Source organism: Rhodococcus sp. IEGM1339 (genome assembly GCF_050321925.1).
Taxonomy (GTDB): Bacteria; Actinomycetota; Actinomycetes; order Mycobacteriales; family Mycobacteriaceae; genus Rhodococcus; species Rhodococcus pyridinivorans.
Genome location: NZ_JBNQFT010000004.1, coordinates 77,790 through 94,120, shown reverse-complemented (window position 1 = coordinate 94,120; position 16,331 = coordinate 77,790). Strand labels below are relative to the sequence as shown.

Sequence of the window (16,331 nt, the reverse complement as noted above, 5' to 3'; positions counted from 1 at the left end):
TCGCTCCGGCTAGTTTGGGTGGATGGGTTTCACACGAGCCGAACTCGAGTCCTTCCGCGATGCGGTGATCCCCGATCTCGTCGCGCCCGGTTGCCGCCTGTTGTTCGTCGGCATCAATCCGGGATTGTGGACCGCGGCGACGGGAGCCCACTTCGCGCGGCCCGGAAATCGCTTCTACCCCGCCCTGTTCCGTGCCGGCATCGTCGACCGGCCGATCGACGCGTCGTCCGGTATGAGCGACGCCGACCGCGATCACATGCTCGAGCGGGGTGTCGGCATCACGAACCTGGCGCCGCGTGCGACGGCCCGCGCCGACGAGCTCACCGACGAGGAACTGCGTGAGGGCGGACGCCATCTGGCGCACGTGGTGGCGGAGTTCCGCCCTCGCGCCGTGGCGGTCGCGGGCATCACCGCCTACCGCGCGGCCTTCGGCCGGCGCAAGGCGAAGGCCGGGCGGCAGGACGACACGATCGGTGACGTCCCGTTGTGGGTGGTGCCCAATCCGAGCGGGTTGAACGCCCACGAGACGGTGGAGTCGCTGGCGCGGGCCTACGCCGAACCGGCCCGGGCGGCCGGCATCCTGTCCTGAACTACCGCTGAGCGCCGAACACCTTGTCGAGGAAGTGGGTGGCGCGGTAGCCGGGCGGTGTGCCCTGCACGACGACCGCCCATCCCTCGGAGTTCTCGGTGCGGAGCGGGAGGATCGCCTGGTACTCCGGGGATTCGTACCAGGACCGGGCACGGTCGACGTCGGGGAATTTACCCCGGAAGTAATGGTGACCGTTCCCCGCCGGCTCTACTGTCGGGTGCATGACCACGGTCGACACTCCCCACGCCGGCGCCCTGCTGCGGGCATGGCGCGAGCGCCGCGGCCTGAGCCAGCTCACCCTGGCCCACACCGCCGGCATCTCGTCGCGGCATCTCAGCTTCGTCGAGACCGGCCGGTCCCGCCCGTCACGCGCGACCGTGCTGAAGCTGAGTGACCGGCTGGACATCCCGCTGCGCGAACGCAACACCATTCTGGTCGCGGCGGGACATGCGCCTGTCTACCCCGAGCATCACCTCGGCGATATGCCGATGGCGGCGATCTCCGACGCGATCACGCGAATCCTGTCGTCGCACCACCCCTTTCCCGCACTCGTCGTCGACCGGCATTGGACGATGGTCGATTCCAACGACGCCGTCGGGGTGTTCGTCGAGGGGTGCGCTCCGGAACTGCTGGAACCGCCGATCAACGTGCTGCGACTGACTCTGCACCCGCGGGGACTGGCGCCGCGCATCGTCGATCTCGGGCAGTGGCGCGGTCATCTGCTCGCCCGGCTGCAACACCAGATCGGTGCGACCGCCGACCCTGTCCTGCTGCGCCTGTACGACGAACTCGCCGGTTATCCCTGCGATGATCCGGTGGAGGAGATCGAACCGCATTCGCTGGTCGTGCCGATGCGGTTGCGGACCGAGGCCGGCGAGTTGTCGTTCTTCAGCACGACCACCCTCTTCGGGACCCCGCTCGACGTGACGGTGTCGGAACTGGCGATCGAGGCGTTCTATCCCGCCGACGAGGCGACGGCCCGGGTCCTGAACGGATCGTGATCGCCGAATCAGCCGATCACGAACGGTTTCCGCGCTAACGTGGGAGGTGCGCGTCTGCCGAGCGGATCATGCGGAGGACACCGACATGAGCACTGCGAAATGGTGGGTTCTCGATCAGCGGGAGTCCGGCTTCGCCCTCGAACACCGCCCCAGCGGCGACCTCGTACTGATGAACACCGCGACGTCGGAAGAACACGTCCTGCACGGCTACGTGTGGAAGCACTGTCCGCACTTCGGCCTGCAGATCCAGAGCGAGGGCCCACCCCCGTACGGACCGTGGGTGGAGAACCCCGAGGAGTGAGTTTCCCTCACGGGATCATCCGTAGCGGCGTGTGCTCGCCGGTGGCGGTGTCGATCAGCACCGCGCGATCGAGTGTCGCTTCGATGGGCAGCACGTCGTAGACGACCGCGCCCAGACGGTCGAGTTCCTCGCGCCGGGTTCGGGGACTCAGCGAACAGTGCGGGGTCCAGCGTCCCGGGACGTAGTAGCGGTACAGGTCCGCTCCCGTCGTCTCCACGACCCGCACGACGCGGTCCTGTCGCTGCACGAGTTCGGACGAGGGGGCGGGCACGAGCGACGCCCGGCCGCGCCGGAACATCCCGGCCCCACAGGCGCCGGATCGCGCGGTCGGTCTCGGGGTCGAACAGGAGACAGACCGCCAGCGCCATCAGTTGAGTGTGGCGTGCCAGACGAGCGCGGCGGCGAGGGCACCGGCGCCGTTGAGCGACCAGTGCAGGGCGATGGGCGCGAGGATGCTGCCGCTGCGACGACGCAGCCACGTGAAGACGAAGCCCGCGGCGGCGGTCGCGATCACCGCGCCGACGATGCCGGCGATCTGCGCGAGCAACCCGGCGCCGAGGAAGGCGCTGAGGCCGGCGTTACCCGCCGTGAGACCGAACGACGAGGCGACGTGCCACAGCCCGAACAGCAGGGATCCCGCGGCGAAGACCCCGCGTGCGCCCCACACTCGCTCGAGGGTTCCGTGGAGCACCCCGCGGAAGGCGAGTTCCTCGGGGATGACGGTCTGGAGCGGGATGATGATCATCGAGGCGACGAGGGCACCGGAGATCGTGGCGTAGCGCTCGGAGAGGAAGAACTGCCTGGTGAACGGCAGGGCGATGCCGATCGCCACCACCGCCAGGACGAGGGCCACGGCTGCTACCGAGTAGAGCGTCCCCTTCTTCCAGTGCCGGGGTGAGAGGCCGAGTTCCGACCAGCGCATGCCGCGTCGACGCATCATCGCGACCAGCACGCATGCTGCGATCGGCACGGTCGCGATCGACGCCCACGCCGTGGTGAAGTGGGCGATCAGGTTGGTGGTGACGAGCACCGCGATCACGACGGCGAGATCGATCCAGGCGTGGAAACGGGGAAGCCAGGCCAGCGACGGCAGGCGTCCGGTCTCGGGCGAGGGCAACCGTTCGATTTCTACGGTCACGTGCGATCCCTCCGGAAACTCTCGAACATCCGGTCAAGTGTACGGATCGGGGCCTGCCGGCCGCCGTGACGGCGAACACTCCGGCCTCGACTCCCTTGCGGGATTTCCGGTCGTCGGCGACATAAACACGCCGCCGAAAGTCGCGAGACGCAGGTCACATCGAGTTTGCAGGTCGAGTCCGTCACATGCCCCGTTGTCAAGGCCTTGCGCCGGCGCCGCTAACGTGTACGGCGATCACCAGCCCTCTTCCAGGAGAAACAATGGCCGACTTCCTCTACGAGGACCTGCTGCCGATCGGGGAAGACCCCACCGAGTATCGGTTGCTGACCACCGAGGGGGTGTCCACCGTCGAAGGACCCGACGGCCGCACCTTCCTGAAGGTGGAGCCCGAGGCCCTGCGCCTGCTCACCGAGACCGCGCTGCACGACATCTCCCATTACCTGCGCACGGATCACCTGAAGCAGCTGGCGAGCATCCTCGAGGACCCCGAGGCGTCGAACAACGACAAGTTCGTTGCGCTCGACCTCCTGAAGAACGCAAACATTGCCGCCGGCGGCGTGCTGCCCATGTGCCAGGACACCGGCACCGCCATCGTCATGGGCAAGCGCGGCCAGCAGGTGCTCACCCCGGGTGACGACGAGGAGTCCATCGCGCGCGGTGTGTACGACGCGTACACGAAGTTGAACCTGCGGTACTCGCAGAACGCCCCGCTGACGATGTGGGACGAGAAGAACACGGGCAACAACCTGCCGGCGCAGATCGAGCTGTACGCGGACACCGCGAAGGGCCACGAGAACGCCTACAAGTTCCTGTTCATGGCCAAGGGCGGCGGATCGGCCAACAAGTCGTACCTGTACCAGGAGACGAAGGCCATCCTGAACCCGGACTCGATGATGCAGTTCCTCGAGGCCAAGATCCGGTCGCTCGGCACCGCGGCGTGCCCGCCCTACCACCTCGCGATCGTTGTCGGCGGCACCTCCGCCGAGTTCGCGCTCAAGACGGCCAAGTACGCCTCGGCGCACTACCTCGACGAGCTGCCCACCGAGGGTGCCATCACCGGCCGCGGCTTCCGCGATCTCGAACTCGAGAAGAAGGTCTTCGAGCTCACCCAGAAGATCGGCATCGGCGCGCAGTTCGGTGGCAAGTACTTCTGCCACGACGTCCGCGTCGTCCGCCTGCCGCGCCACGGCGCGTCGCTGCCCGTCGCGATCGCCGTCTCCTGCTCGGCCGACCGCCAGGCCAAGGCCAAGATCACGCCCGAGGGTGTCTTCCTCGAGCAGCTCGAGTTCAACCCCGGTCAGTTCCTGCCCGAGGTCACCGACAGCCAGCTCGACTCCGAGACGTCGGGCGTCTCGGGCACCGGCAAGGGTGCCGCGGTCAAGATCGACCTCACCCGGCCGATGCCGGAGATCCTCGCCGAGCTGTCCAAGCACCCGGTCAAGACGCGCCTGTCGCTCACCGGTCCGCTGGTCGTCGCGCGCGACATCGCGCACGCGAAGATCAAGGAGCGCCTCGACCGTGGTGAGGAGATGCCGCAGTACCTGAAGGATCACCCGGTCTACTACGCCGGTCCGGCGAAGACCCCCGAGGGTCTGGCGTCGGGTTCGTTCGGCCCGACGACGGCCGGTCGTATGGACTCCTACGTCGACCAGTTCCAGGCCGCCGGTGGCTCGATGGTGATGCTCGCGAAGGGCAATCGCTCCAAGCAGGTCACCGACGCATGCCACACGTACGGCGGCTTCTACCTAGGTTCGATCGGCGGTCCGGCCGCGCGTCTGGCGCTCGACTGCATCAAGAACGTCGAGGTCGTCGAGTACGAAGAGCTCGGCATGGAAGCGGTCTGGAAGATCGAGGTCGAGGACTTCCCCGCATTCATCGTCGTCGACGACAAGGGCAACGACTTCTTCGCGCACACCGGCGAGGTCACGCTCACGGTCGGCAAGCGACCCGGTCTGTAGACCCGACTCGCTGTAGACGCACTATCCCGAACGGCCCGGCAGGATTTTCTGCCGGGCCGTTCGCGTTCGGGTGGATGTGCGCACCGTGCGGACAGAAACACGCTGCCGGAGCGTGTGCTCATGTCCACAGGACGAGCAAATTCGGACTCAAGCAGCGCAAGTGTGCGTCCGCGCGAGCACCGCGGGCGACTGCACGACCACCTGCTGCAGGAAGTCGAGGACGACGTCCGGTGCCGGTTCGGCGTCGGGTGCGAGCACCGAGCACAGTGCGCGGTACTGGTCGTCGCTCATCACGGGCGCGATACGGAAGTGCGTGGTCATCGCGAGCGTGAAGTCGATCCCGAAGTCGCGGGCGCGGACCTGCAGCTGCGGACCGTGCTCCCCCGCGATCAGGCAGACGTCGAAGACGGCCCGTCCGGCGGTGTGCTCGAACGATGCGGCCGGAACGTTGTTGCGGACCATCTGCCGGTATAGAGGCCGCAGTCCGCCGAGCACGACCGGCGGAAGCGTCACTGCTCGAGGACGGTCGGCGGTGAACATGTGATCACTCCTTCAACCCTGCGACCCCATCTGGGTCGCTCACTTTTCTGGAATAAATCCAATAACTGGAACTATTCCAGAAAAACGTTCGAGGCGCAACCACCTCGTTGGCCGATCATCCAACCGGCGCACCCGCGGCGAACCGAACTCTGTAGCGCTTGCACCTCCCTCGCCACACGCCCACCGGACAGTATCGAATGCACCGACGAAAGGAGGGTCCGTGCAGCTCACAACGGCCCGGTTCGATGCGATGCCCGAGGACGAGGCCGTCGCTCTGTTGCTCGACTGCTGTTCGAGCCGGACATGGGCGCACTCCGTCATTGCGACGCGCCCGTTCGGTTCGCGCACCGTGCTGCTCACCACCGCTGCCGCGGCGGCCGAGAACCTCGACGGTGACGATCTCGCCGACGCTCTCGCCGGCCACCCGCGCATCGGCGAACGCAGCGAACACGCGGCTTCCCGTCGTGAGCAGTCCGCCGTCGCCACGGCCGACGGCGCCATCCTCGACCGGCTCGCCACCGGCAACCGCGAATACGAGGAACGGTTCGGGCACGTCTACCTCGTCCGCGCCACCGGCCGCACGGCGCCGGAATTGCTGGAGATCCTCGAGCGTCGCCTCCGCAACGATCCGGAGACCGAGAAGGCCGAGATGCGTGCGGCGCTCGCCGAGATCACCCGACTCCGCCTCGAGCGGATCGTCACCTAGACCGCAGGGAGCCGCGCATGAACACCCTGAGTACCCACGTGCTCGACGCGACGGCCGGCGCACCCGCGGTGGGGTTGCACGTCACCCTCACCGACACGCACGGAACCTCGCTGGGCGCCGGCGTCACCGACGACGACGGCCGCCTCACCGGTTTCACCGACGCGCTGCCCGAGGGCACCTATCACCTGACCTTCGCCACCGGCGACTGGTTCTCGAGCCGTGGAGTCGCGTCCTTCTATCCGGAGGTGACAGTCACCTTCCGTATCCCGAAAGGCAGCAGCCACTTCCACGTGCCGCTCCTCCTGTCGCCCTATTCGTATTCCACCTACCGCGGGAGCTGACCACCATGACCGAACTGACCGGCAAGATCGTCCTCGGACCGCACCGCTACGGCAAAGCCGAGAACCGGGTGGTGCGCATCGTGCGTGACACCGACCGGCACGAGATCCGCGACCTGAACGTCTCGTCCTGCCTGCACGGCGATTTCGACGCCGCACACCTGGAGGGTGATCAAGGCACGGTGCTGCCCACCGACAGCCAGAAGCAGACCATCTACTCCTACGCCAAGGAGAAGGGCGTCGAGTTCGTCGAGGAGTATGGTCTCGCGCTCGCACGGCATTTCGTCGACGACGTCGAACCCGTCCGCTCGGCACGCATCGAGATCGAGGAGTACGTCTGGGAGCGGGTCGTCGTCGACGGCGCCGAGCACGATCACACCTGGACGCGCAAGGGATCCGAGGTCCGCACCGCTGCGATCACCGTCGAGGGCACCGGGACCGACCGCCGCGAATGGGTGGTCGGCGGCCTGAAGGATCTCGTCGTCCTCAAGTCCACCGGCTCGGAGTTCCAGGGCTTCCTCACCGACCCGTACACGGTCCTCGAACCGGCGGAGGATCGCATCATGGCAACGAGCCTCCAGGCGCGGTGGCGGTTCGCGTCGACCGACGTCGACTGGGACGCCGTCTACGCGGGCGTGCGCGCCACCCTCCTCGAGGTGTTCGCGAACCTGCATTCGAAGGCCCTGCAGGAGAGCCTGTACGAGATGGGCCGCGCCGTGCTCGAGCGCTACCCGTCGATCGCCGAGATCCGCCTGTCCGCACCGAACAAGCACCACTTCCTCTACGACCTGACACGTTTCGGAGTGGAGAACGCCGGTGAGGTCTTCCACGCCGACGACCGGCCCTACGGACTGATCCAGGCGAGCGTGCTGCGCGAGGACGCCCCCGATGCCGGCATCGCCTGGGAGCCCTACACCGGCGCCATGTGATCACTCATGCGGCGCGACAACGGATGTCGATCACACGACAGCAGGTTCTAAGGAACGCAACGCGAGATACAGGTCGAAGCGGTCACCGGTGCGCGCGAGGGAACGCCCGGTGAGCGCTTCGACTCGCCCGATGCGGTAGCGGACCGTGTTCAGGTGCACGTGCAGTCGATCGGCCGTGCGCCGCCACGATCCGTCGCAATCGAGGAATGCCTCGAGGGTCGCGAGCAGACCCGCGTCGGTGCGTCGGTCGTGTTCGACGACGTCCCCGAGCAGCCGGTCGGCGTAGGCGCGACGCAGTTCGTCGGGCAGGGTCGACAACAGGTCGAGCGCCGAATCGAGTTCGGCACGTCGCACCGACACCGGACCCGGATCGTTGTGTGCTGCAGCGCATGCCGATGCCGCCGCGCGGACCGCGCCGGCCGGGTCGTCGTCGGAACTCTGCCCGCCGACACCGACGAACATCCGGTCGCCGCGCAACGCCGGCGCGAGACGCCCGAGGCGTCGGCTCAACAGCCGTGCCACGTCGACGTCGCTGCCGATCGCCGGGGCGACCACCCTGTTCGCCGCGTCGATCGACGTGACCGCTCCGTCCAGGACGTCCTCGACGAGACCGCGTAGGACGTCCGGCGAGATCCGGCCCTCGGCTTCGGCCACCACCGCGACCCGCGAGTCCGCAGCGCGCACGGTCGGGGTCCGGTCGGTGATCTCCCATGCCACCCGGCGCCGTTCGTCGCGCCGGATCCGATCGAGAGCGACCACCGCGGCGAGTTCGGAGAACGCCTCGACGCACTCCGGTCCGCTCTCGTCGTGCCGGATCACCAGGAACCACGCGTCGATCCGGTCCGTCAGTCCGCGTCCCACCGGCAGGACGGTGAAGTCACCGTCGAGCCGCAGTGGAAAGCGGTCGGCGGTCAACGCTGCTGCGGTGATCCGGTCGAGTTCGGCGTCGTCGAGCTCGGCACCTCCTGCGACCGTCACGCCTGTGGAGGTGATCAGCGCCGATTCCACCCCGAGCTGCTGCGCGAGTCCGTCGAGCAGCTCCCCCACACTCCGACCGTCGGCGACGGCGGCGAGCCATTGCCGCTGCCGTGCCAGTCCCGTCTGCAGACGATCCATCCGGGCTCCGGCCATATGCCCGGTCATGTATTCGATGACCCGGCTGAACGGCACCTCGTCGGGCACGACCAGGAGCGGCATGCGATGTCGTGCACATGCCTCGATCACGTCGTCGGGTACCCGGCCGTGCAGGGCCTCGCCGGCGGCCATCGCCGTCACCCCCGCTCGGACGAGCCGTTTGACGAACAGGTCGGAGTCCTCGACGGAGCGTCGCCACACCAGGCCGGTGAACACGAGCGAGCCTGCGCTGACGTAGCGCGTGGGGTCGGGCATGTCGGTGGTGCACGCGCGCAGCACGGGACGGCTCAGGGCCTCCGCGTCGCCGTGCAGTACACCGATTCCCAGCCCCGGCGCCTCCACCACATCTCGAAGAAGCACGATGTTCACCTCCTGGTGACGGTCTTGGACGATCGCACAGTACGAGCCGCGGATTTCCGAGGTGTTTCGTGCGTGCTGCCGCAGAGGTACATCTGTTCGGCGCAGTTGACTGAAGACTCCCGACGATCCGAGGAGTCGACTATGCACGCGCATCCCACCACCCGGCCGCTCGTCATCCGCGGCGCACACGTGGTGAGCATGGACGCCGCCCGCGCCGAACACCGCGACGGTTATGTCGTCGTCTCCGGCAACCGGATCGTCGCGGTCGGGTCGGGCGAACCGACCGGCTACGACGATGCGCAGATCGTCGACGGCACCGGTTGCGTGCTCACCCCCGGCCTGATCAATACCCACCACCACCTGTACCAATGGATCACGCGTGGGCTCGCCGCCGACCACACCCTGTTCGAATGGCTCACCACCCTCTATCCAGTCTGGGGTGGCATCGACGCCGACGCCGTGCACGTCGCGGCCAAGGGCGCACTCGCGCATCTGGTGCGCACCGGATGCACGACCAGCACCGACCACCACTACGTCGTGCCCCGCGAGGGCGGTGACGTCTTCGGCGCGGAGATCGCCGCAGCGGCCGAGGTCGGTATCCGCTTCCATCCCTGCCGCGGGTCGATGGACCTCGGTGCGAGCGCCGGGGGTCTGCCGCCCGATCACATCGTCGAGGACATCGACGCGATCCTCGAGGGCAGCCGCGAGGCCGTCGACCGCTGGCACGATCCGTCGTTCGATTCGATGTTGCGGGTCGCGCTCGCGCCGTGCTCGCCCTTCTCGGTGACCGGTGAGCTGCTGAAGCAGTCCGCGTTGCTCGCCCGCGATCTCGGGGTGCGGCTGCACACCCATCTCGCCGAGACCCTCGACGAGGAGGACTTCTGCCTCGAGAAGTTCGGATGCAAGCCCGTCCAGTACATGGAGTCGCTGGGCTGGACCGGACCCGACGTCTGGTACGCGCACGCCGTGCACCTCGACGACCGTGACATCGGTGTGCTCGCCGCGTCGGGTACAGGTGCGGCCCACTGCCCCACCTCGAACGCCCGGCTCGGTGCCGGCATCGCCCGCGCCGCCGACCTCTACGCCGCGGGCGTGCCGCTCGGCCTCGGCGTCGACGGTGCCGCGAGCAACGAGTCGTGCTGCATGCTCGAAGAGGCCCACCACGCCGCACTGTTCGCCCGTGCCCGCAGCGGCCCCCGCGCCATGACGGTGCGGCAGAGCCTCGAACTCGCCACCATCGGCGGCGCCCGGGTCCTCGGACGCGAGGACGAGATCGGATCGATCGAGCCCGGCAAGCTCGCCGATCTGGCGTTGTGGCGGATCGACGGCCTCGCCCACTCCGGCATCGCCGACCCGGTCGCGGCCCTCGTCCTCGGCAGCACACCGCCTCTCGAACTGCTGTTGATCAACGGCCGTGAGGTGGTCGTCCGCGACGAGGTCCGGACCGTCGACGAGGACGTCGTGGCACGGCAGGTCGCGGCGGAACACGCCGCGCTGGTCGCCAAGGCGGGGTGAAGGCGATGGATCTGCACAACATCACCGCCTACGACATCGCCCGCGACCGCACCGATCTGACCTTCGAGGAGGGCGCGGCCCCGCTCGGCGGTGGCACCTGGTTGTTCTCCGAACCGCAACCGCACCTCCACCGACTCGTGGATCTGTCCGGTCTCGGCTGGCCTGCCGTGACCCGGCACCCCGACGCTCTCGAGATCGCCGCGACCTGCACGGTCGAACAGATGGCCGCACTCTCGGACGAGGCGGAACATACTGCGGCACCGCTGTTCCGGCAGTGCGCCGAGGCACTGTTGGCGTCGTGGAAGATCTGGAAGCGCGCCACGGTCGGCGGCAACATCTGCCTGTCCTTCCCCGCCGGTGCCATGATCTCGCTGGCGACCGCACTCGACGCGGACGCGGTGATCTGGACGATCGACGGCGGCGAACGGCGGATCCCGTTGGCCGACTTCGTCCTCGGAGTCGCCTCCAACGCCCTCGCACCCGGAGAGATCCTGCGGAGCATCCGGATTCCTCTGCGGGTCCTGAGTTCCCGCACGGTCTTCCGCAAGATCGCCCTCTCTCCGCTGGGACGTTCGGGGGCCGTCGTGATCGGACGCCGCGACGACGACGGCAGTGTCACGCTGTCGATCACCGCGTCGACGGTGCGTCCCTGTCTCCTGCGGTTCACGGAAGTCCCGTCGGCACAGGCGTTGTCCGACGCACTGGCCCGTCTCGTCCCGACGACGAGCTACTACACCGATGCGCATGGCTCCGCCGACTGGCGACGTGCCGTTACTGCGGTTCTCGCCGAGGAGATCCGCATCGAACTGTCGAACACCGCGCTGTCGAATACTGCGTCGGCGAACACGGAGGTTCAGCCGTGAAACTCACCGTCAACGGCCGCGAACGCGATGTCGACCCCCGGCCCGGCCAGTGCCTGCGCACCCTGCTGCGCGAGACCGAACACTTCGAGGTCAAGAAGGGCTGCGACGCCGGCGATTGCGGCGCGTGCTCGGTCCTGCTCGACGGCGAACCCGTCCACTCGTGCGTGGTCCCGGCCGTGCGGGTCGAGGGTCGCGAGCTCACCACGGTCGCGGGACTGGGAACCCCCGACGACCTGCATCCCGTCCAACAGCGATTCGCCGACGCCGCCGGTTTCCAATGCGGCTTCTGCACCGCAGGCATGATCGTCACCGCGTCCACCTTCACCGACGAGGATCTCGACGACCTGCCGAAACGTTTGAAGGGCAACCTGTGCCGGTGCACCGGCTACCGCTCGATCGAGGACGCCCTGCGGTCGCGCACCAACGTCGAACAGGTCGACGGCCCCTCGTGCGGTCGCTCGCAGCGCGCGCCGGCCGCGACGCGTGTCGTCAGCGGCACCGAGCCGTACACCCTCGACACCACCGTCGAGGGTCTGCTGCACATCGCCGTCCTCGGCAGCCCGCACACACATGCGCGAATCGTCTCCGTCGACGTCTCGGCCGCCGAGGCACTCCCCGGTGTCCACGCGGTGTTGTACCACCGCGACGCCCCGGCCACCGCCTATTCGACCGCTCGCCACGAGAACCGCAACGACGATCCCGACGACACATACCTGTTCGACCGGGTCGTGCGCTTCCGCGGACAGCGGGTCGCCGCGGTGGTCGCCGAGAGTCCGGCAATCGCACACCGGGCGCTCGCGTCGATCCACGTCGAGTACGAGGAACTGCCCTTCGTCCTCGATCCCGACGAGGCCCGGAAGCCTGGGGCTCCCCTCCTGCACGCCGACAAGTCCGCCGACGCGCGCATCGCCGATCCCGGACGCAACGTCGTCGCCGCGATCCACGGCAGCAGCGGGGACGTCGACGCGGCGGTCGCGTCCGCTGCGGCGGTGGTGCAGGGACGCTGGCAGACCCACCGCGTCCAACACACCCATCTCGAAACACACGGAGCCATCGGTCATCTCGACGAGGCCGGACGGCTCGTCATCCGCAGTTCCACACAGGTTCCGTTCCTGGTGCGCGACGAGCTGTGCCATATCTTCGGACTCGACCGGGACCGGGTGCGCGTGCACACGGCCCGGGTGGGCGGGGGTTTCGGCGCCAAGCAGGAGATGCTGGTCGAAGATGTCGTCGCGGCGGCGGTCCTGAAGACGGGGTGCCCGGTGCAGTGGGAGTTCACCCGTTCCGATCAGCTCACCGTCGCTCCGTGCCGGCATCCCATGCGGGTCGACGTCACCCTCGCCGCCGACGCCGACGGTGTCCTCACCGCCCTCGCGATCGACGTGCTGGCCGACGCGGGCGCCTACGGCAACCACAGCCCCGGGGTGATGTTCCACGGCTGCACGGAGTCGATCGCGGTGTACCGATGCCCGAACAAGCGGGTCGACGCCGAATCCGTGTACACGAACAACCGGCCGTCGGGCGCCTTCCGCGGCTACGGCCTCGGCCAGGTGATCTTCGCCGTGGAGTCGGCCATGGACGAACTCGCCATCAAGCTCGGCATCGACCCGTACGAGTTCCGGCGCCGCAACATCATCGCGCCGGGAGAGCCCCTGGTCGCGGCGCATCCCGAGGGCGTCGACCTGACGTACGGCAGCTACGGACTCGACCAGTGTCTCGATCTTGCCGAACGGGCGATGGCGCGCACCGGCGGCCGGCCCACGCCGACCGGTGATCACTGGCGGATCGGCGAGGGGATGGCGCTCGCGATGATCGCGACCAACCCGCCCAACGGGCACATCTCCGAAGCGTCGATCGAACTTCTGCCCGACGGCCGGTATCTTGCCCGGGTGGGCACCGCGGAGTTCGGCAACGGCACCACCACCGTCCACACCCAGATCGCGGCCACCGCGCTCGGCACCACTCCCGACTGCATCGTGGTCCAGCAGTCCGACACCGACGTCACCACCCACGACACCGGCGCGTTCGGGTCGTCGGGCACGGTCGTCGCGTCGAAGGCCCTGCTGGCGGCCTCCCACGAGTTGCGACGGCGGATGGCCAAGGCCGCTGCGGAGCTGACCGGCCTCGACCCGGAGCAGGCCGAGCTGCAGGCCGACGGCGTGCGGTGCGGCGATCGTCTCGTCACGCCTGGTGAGCTGCTGGAGGTCGCGGGTGGCCGGTTGCGCGCCGAGGGCCGGCACGGCGGGCTGCCGCGATCGCTGTCGTTCAACGTGCAGGCCTTCCGCGTCGCCGTCGACACCCGTACCGGTGAGGTGCAGATCCTCCGCTCGGTCCAGGCCGCCGATGCCGGCACCGTCCTCAACCCCGAGCAGTGCCGCGGGCAGATCGAAGGCGGCACTGCGCAGGCGCTCGGTGCGTCGATGTACGAGGAGATCATCACAGACGACGCCGGTCGCGTGACGACGGATGTGTTGCGCAACTACCACATTCCGCAGTTCGCGGACGTCCCGCGTACCGAGGTCTACTTCGCCGACACCTACGACGAACTCGGCCCCATGGGCGCGAAGTCGATGAGCGAGGCCCCGTTCAACCCGGTCGCCCCGGCGCTGGCGAACGCCGTGCGCAACGCCATCGGGGTGCGGCCGCACGAGCTGCCGCTCTCCCGCGACCGTATCTGGCGCCTCATGCAGTGAGACCGATCCGCCGAGACCGGTGTTGTGTGCGATTTCCGGCCGGATTTCGCACACGACATCGGTCTCGTTCGCTGTACGGCCGGATACGCAACGCAGCCGTAACACGAAGTTGATGCAGCGGGGTCGATTCGACCCATCACGCTGTGTGCGCGATGGGCGTGGGATCCGACGCCGTCGTCGACCCGGACCTGCGGGTCCACGGCGTGGACGGACTGCGCGTCGTCGACGCCTCCGTCATCCCGGTGCTCCCGTCGTGCAACACCAACGCCCCCGTGATCGCCCTCGCCGAGCGCGCGGCCTCGCTGATCACCGGAACCGAGAGGAGACTGTCGTCTGGGATTACGAGAACGGCGCCGCCGGGCCGGAGAACTACTTGGAGACGAAGACGGTGTGCTTGTCGATCTGACCGTCGGTCGGGGCCCCGAGGTATGCGTGCGTCGCTTCGAACCGCGATTGAAGGTACTCGCCGGCCCAGATCGGTGGATGGATCGGCTCCGCGCCCGGTTCGACACAGGTCGGGATCGCCTCGATCACGGCGTGGTAGTCCGGGGTGACGAAATAGGGCAGCGAATAACGGTGTCCGTGTGTGGGATTCAGCACACGATGGCGGGTGGAGACGTAGCGGTGGTTGGTCCACCGGGCGATCATGTCGCCGAGGTTGACGATCAGCGCGTCGGGCGGGGTCACGACATCGATCCATCCGCCGCCTCGCGCGGCGACCTGCAGCCCACCGATGTCGTTCTGGGCGAGCAGTGTCAACGAGCCGTAGTCGGTGTGGGGCGCGACGCCGAGTGTGGTATCGCCGACAGGAACGGGTGCGTAGTGCAGCATACGGAGCGACCCGAGCGGGTCGGTGAACATCGGCACGAAGGCGTCGGCGTCGAGGCCGAGAGCGAGTGCGAGACCGCGCATGAGGTGGGCGTTGATGTCCAGACACGCCTTCGCGTACTCGTCGGCGACACTCTTGAAGTCGGGCATCAGCGAGGCGGGCCACTGTGCCGGACCGTGCAGCGGCGTACCCGCCATCACCTCCGGATGATCGGCCGCACGGTCGGTGGTGATGTCGAGGGCCTCCTTGCCGTCGGCTCCGACGGTGGGGTCGAGTGCCTCGGTCTTCGGCGGCACATATCCGCTGTGACAGGTGGATCTCGCGATGGCGATCTCCATCTTCTCCTCGAAAGGCAGCGCGAAGAAGCGCCGCGCCTGCTCCATCGTCGCCGCGCGGAGGTCGGGGTCGAGTCCGTGACCGGTGACGACGAAGAACCCGAGGTCGGTACACGCGGCGTCGAGCGCGCCGACGACGGCGTGCGGGTCGCTCCCGTCGCGCAGCGGACGCAGATCGATGAGAGGCAGGGCTTCCATGGGTGACTCCTGGACAGAGCGGACGGGTGATCGCTCCGAGTCAACTCCTGCGATACTGCGGATCCGTCTCGCTGAGGTGAGGACCGTGTTACGGGTTCCCGGACCGCGCCCCGACGCAGAGCACCGGGCGAGCCGGATCGAGGAAGTCCGACGGCGACCGTCCGAGCGACGCGATCCTGTTCCGGCACTGCATTCTCCGTCGGCATCACGAATTTCATTCCCTTCCGCCGCCCGAAACACAATCGTCATGAATCGGACACGACCGCTCAACTACCAACCTGGATCGTCTCGACTCGACACATAGCGATTACTCGGAAGGCCCCACCGTATGGTGACAGCAACTTCGACCGCGAGCGTCACCACCACTGCGGGAGTGACAGAATCGGTTCCCGCCGAGGGCGTCGTGATGCGCGGTATCCACCGGTCCTTCGGTGAGAACACCGTCCTGCGCGACGTGTCGTTGCATGTGCGCCCCGGCGAGGTCTACGCACTGCTCGGCGAGAACGGCGCCGGCAAGTCGACCCTGATGCGCATCCTCACCGGGCTTCTCCCGCCCGACTCCGGTTCCATTGCGGTGGACGGAAAGTCGCTCATCGAGGGAGGCCGGGAACGGATCGCGATGGTCCACCAGCACTTCATGCTCGTGCCGAGCATGACGGTTGCGGAGAACTTCCTGCTCGGCCGGTCCCGCGGAGTGATCGGCCGGAAGTGCTTGCGGCGCAGCGAAGCCGAGATCGCCGCCCTCGCGAAGGACACCGGTCTCGCCTGCGACCCCACCGCACGCGTGGAGAACTTGTCGGTCGGCGAGCAGCAGCGCGTCGAGATCCTCCGAGCCCTGCACCTGGGCGCCCGTTACCTGCTGCTCGACGAACCGACCGCGAATCTGGCTCCGGCCGAGGTGCAC

Annotated in this window: 16 protein-coding genes and 2 pseudogenes; 12 read left to right on the top strand and 6 right to left on the bottom strand. The window is 68.0% G+C overall.

The genetic code is table 11. From position 1 onward, the window contains the following. Positions 1 to 22: 22 nt before the first annotated feature. Positions 23 to 589, top strand: coding sequence for a G/U mismatch-specific DNA glycosylase (gene mug / locus ACQR3U_RS07060; RefSeq protein WP_230810074.1), 567 nt, complete (start codon positions 23 to 25; stop codon positions 587 to 589). A gap of 1 nt (position 590) precedes the next feature. On the opposite strand, the gene ACQR3U_RS07055 is transcribed toward mug, so the two are convergent. Beyond that, a complete protein-coding gene (locus tag ACQR3U_RS07055) occupies positions 591 to 812 on the bottom strand; it encodes a DUF1330 domain-containing protein (protein WP_019288032.1) in 222 nt (73 codons plus the stop codon). On the opposite strand from ACQR3U_RS07055, the gene ACQR3U_RS07050 reads away from it, so the two are divergent. Then, positions 811 to 1,590: a helix-turn-helix domain-containing protein gene (locus ACQR3U_RS07050; protein WP_006550596.1), complete on the top strand. Its 780-nt coding sequence runs from the start codon at positions 811 to 813 to the stop codon at positions 1,588 to 1,590. The two genes, ACQR3U_RS07055 and ACQR3U_RS07050, sit on opposite strands and share 2 nt — an antisense overlap. A gap of 85 nt (positions 1,591 to 1,675) precedes the next feature. Beyond that, positions 1,676 to 1,891, top strand: a complete 216-nt coding sequence (locus ACQR3U_RS07045; RefSeq protein ID WP_026061451.1) for a hypothetical protein — start codon at positions 1,676 to 1,678, stop codon at positions 1,889 to 1,891. Between the two features lie 7 nt (positions 1,892 to 1,898). Here the strand turns inward: ACQR3U_RS07045 and ACQR3U_RS07040 are convergent, their stop codons facing one another. Together ACQR3U_RS07040 and ACQR3U_RS07035 are read right to left on the bottom strand one after the other, a co-directional pair. After that, positions 1,899 to 2,189 carry a 2'-5' RNA ligase family protein gene (locus ACQR3U_RS07040; protein WP_230810073.1) on the bottom strand — a complete coding sequence of 97 codons (291 nt, stop codon included), beginning with the start codon at positions 2,187 to 2,189 and terminating at the stop codon, positions 1,899 to 1,901. A 69-nt stretch (positions 2,190 to 2,258) separates the two neighbouring features. Beyond that, complete coding sequence (locus ACQR3U_RS07035) at positions 2,259 to 3,008, bottom strand: CPBP family intramembrane glutamic endopeptidase (protein ID WP_085989295.1); 750 nt, start codon at positions 3,006 to 3,008, stop codon at positions 2,259 to 2,261. Between the two features lie 281 nt (positions 3,009 to 3,289). On the opposite strand from ACQR3U_RS07035, the gene ACQR3U_RS07030 reads away from it, so the two are divergent. Then, positions 3,290 to 4,987: a fumarate hydratase gene (locus tag ACQR3U_RS07030; RefSeq protein ID WP_019288028.1), complete on the top strand. Its 1,698-nt coding sequence runs from the start codon at positions 3,290 to 3,292 to the stop codon at positions 4,985 to 4,987. Between the two features lie 147 nt (positions 4,988 to 5,134). Here the strand turns inward: ACQR3U_RS07030 and ACQR3U_RS07025 are convergent, their stop codons facing one another. After that, the gene (locus ACQR3U_RS07025; protein WP_230810072.1) at positions 5,135 to 5,527 is read right to left on the bottom strand and encodes a hypothetical protein; all 393 of its coding nucleotides are present in this window, start codon (positions 5,525 to 5,527) and stop codon (positions 5,135 to 5,137) included. 220 nt (positions 5,528 to 5,747) lie between these two features. On the opposite strand from ACQR3U_RS07025, the gene uraD reads away from it, so the two are divergent. From uraD to pucL, 3 genes are read left to right on the top strand one after another with little or no spacing between them, the layout of a single operon-like run. Then, a complete protein-coding gene (uraD, locus tag ACQR3U_RS07020; RefSeq protein ID WP_230810071.1) occupies positions 5,748 to 6,233 on the top strand; it encodes a 2-oxo-4-hydroxy-4-carboxy-5-ureidoimidazoline decarboxylase in 486 nt (161 codons plus the stop codon). Positions 6,234 to 6,250: 17 nt separating this feature from the next. Then, a complete protein-coding gene (gene uraH, locus ACQR3U_RS07015; protein ID WP_120281844.1) occupies positions 6,251 to 6,574 on the top strand; it encodes a hydroxyisourate hydrolase in 324 nt (107 codons plus the stop codon). Between the two features lie 5 nt (positions 6,575 to 6,579). Next, positions 6,580 to 7,500 (top strand): factor-independent urate hydroxylase, encoded by a 921-nt coding sequence (gene pucL, locus ACQR3U_RS07010; protein WP_230810070.1) that lies wholly within the window; start codon positions 6,580 to 6,582, stop codon positions 7,498 to 7,500. Between the two features lie 30 nt (positions 7,501 to 7,530). Here the strand turns inward: pucL and ACQR3U_RS07005 are convergent, their stop codons facing one another. Next, positions 7,531 to 8,994: a helix-turn-helix domain-containing protein gene (locus tag ACQR3U_RS07005; RefSeq protein ID WP_230810069.1), complete on the bottom strand. Its 1,464-nt coding sequence runs from the start codon at positions 8,992 to 8,994 to the stop codon at positions 7,531 to 7,533. 141 nt (positions 8,995 to 9,135) lie between these two features. Between ACQR3U_RS07005 and ACQR3U_RS07000 the strand changes: the two genes are divergently transcribed. From ACQR3U_RS07000 to ACQR3U_RS06985, 4 genes and pseudogenes are all read left to right on the top strand, one after another. Continuing rightward, a complete protein-coding gene (locus ACQR3U_RS07000) occupies positions 9,136 to 10,509 on the top strand; it encodes an 8-oxoguanine deaminase (RefSeq protein ID WP_033097281.1) in 1,374 nt (457 codons plus the stop codon). A gap of 5 nt (positions 10,510 to 10,514) precedes the next feature. Further along, positions 10,515 to 11,372 (top strand): FAD binding domain-containing protein, encoded by an 858-nt coding sequence (locus ACQR3U_RS06995; protein WP_230810068.1) that lies wholly within the window; start codon positions 10,515 to 10,517, stop codon positions 11,370 to 11,372. Further along, the gene (locus ACQR3U_RS06990; RefSeq protein ID WP_230810067.1) at positions 11,369 to 14,065 is read left to right on the top strand and encodes a molybdopterin-dependent oxidoreductase; all 2,697 of its coding nucleotides are present in this window, start codon (positions 11,369 to 11,371) and stop codon (positions 14,063 to 14,065) included. The genes ACQR3U_RS06995 and ACQR3U_RS06990 overlap by 4 nt, the downstream gene beginning before the upstream one ends. 134 nt (positions 14,066 to 14,199) lie before the next feature. Continuing rightward, positions 14,200 to 14,379 (top strand): annotated as a pseudogene (locus ACQR3U_RS06985) (GMC oxidoreductase); the annotation flags it as partial. Positions 14,380 to 14,434: 55 nt separating this feature from the next. Here the strand turns inward: ACQR3U_RS06985 and ACQR3U_RS06980 are convergent. Next, on the bottom strand, positions 14,435 to 15,427 hold the full coding sequence (locus ACQR3U_RS06980) for an isopenicillin N synthase family dioxygenase (RefSeq protein WP_230810066.1): 993 nt from the start codon (positions 15,425 to 15,427) through the stop codon (positions 14,435 to 14,437). Positions 15,428 to 15,884: 457 nt separating this feature from the next. Here ACQR3U_RS06980 and ACQR3U_RS06975 point away from each other — a divergent pair. After that, positions 15,885 to 16,295: pseudogene (locus tag ACQR3U_RS06975) on the top strand (ATP-binding cassette domain-containing protein); the annotation flags it as partial. Between the last annotated feature and the right edge of the window lie 36 nt (positions 16,296 to 16,331).

Bases quoted from the DNA above. Each gene is read 5' to 3' on its own strand.
- ACQR3U_RS07045 (WP_026061451.1), top strand. From the start codon at position 1,676: ATGAGCACTGCGAAATGGTGGGTTCTCGATCAGCGGGAGTCCGGCTTC.
- ACQR3U_RS06995 (WP_230810068.1), top strand. From the start codon at position 10,515: ATGGATCTGCACAACATCACCGCCTACGACATCGCCCGCGACCGCACC.
- uraH (WP_120281844.1), top strand. From the start codon at position 6,251: ATGAACACCCTGAGTACCCACGTGCTCGACGCGACGGCCGGCGCACCC.
- ACQR3U_RS07030 (WP_019288028.1), top strand. From the start codon at position 3,290: ATGGCCGACTTCCTCTACGAGGACCTGCTGCCGATCGGGGAAGACCCC.
- mug (WP_230810074.1), top strand. From the start codon at position 23: ATGGGTTTCACACGAGCCGAACTCGAGTCCTTCCGCGATGCGGTGATC.
- ACQR3U_RS07055 (WP_019288032.1), bottom strand. From the start codon at position 812: ATGCACCCGACAGTAGAGCCGGCGGGGAACGGTCACCATTACTTCCGG.
- ACQR3U_RS07050 (WP_006550596.1), top strand. From the start codon at position 811: ATGACCACGGTCGACACTCCCCACGCCGGCGCCCTGCTGCGGGCATGG.
- pucL (WP_230810070.1), top strand. From the start codon at position 6,580: ATGACCGAACTGACCGGCAAGATCGTCCTCGGACCGCACCGCTACGGC.
- ACQR3U_RS07025 (WP_230810072.1), bottom strand. From the start codon at position 5,527: ATGTTCACCGCCGACCGTCCTCGAGCAGTGACGCTTCCGCCGGTCGTG.
- ACQR3U_RS07000 (WP_033097281.1), top strand. From the start codon at position 9,136: ATGCACGCGCATCCCACCACCCGGCCGCTCGTCATCCGCGGCGCACAC.
- ACQR3U_RS07040 (WP_230810073.1), bottom strand. From the start codon at position 2,189: ATGTTCCGGCGCGGCCGGGCGTCGCTCGTGCCCGCCCCCTCGTCCGAA.
- ACQR3U_RS06980 (WP_230810066.1), bottom strand. From the start codon at position 15,427: ATGGAAGCCCTGCCTCTCATCGATCTGCGTCCGCTGCGCGACGGGAGC.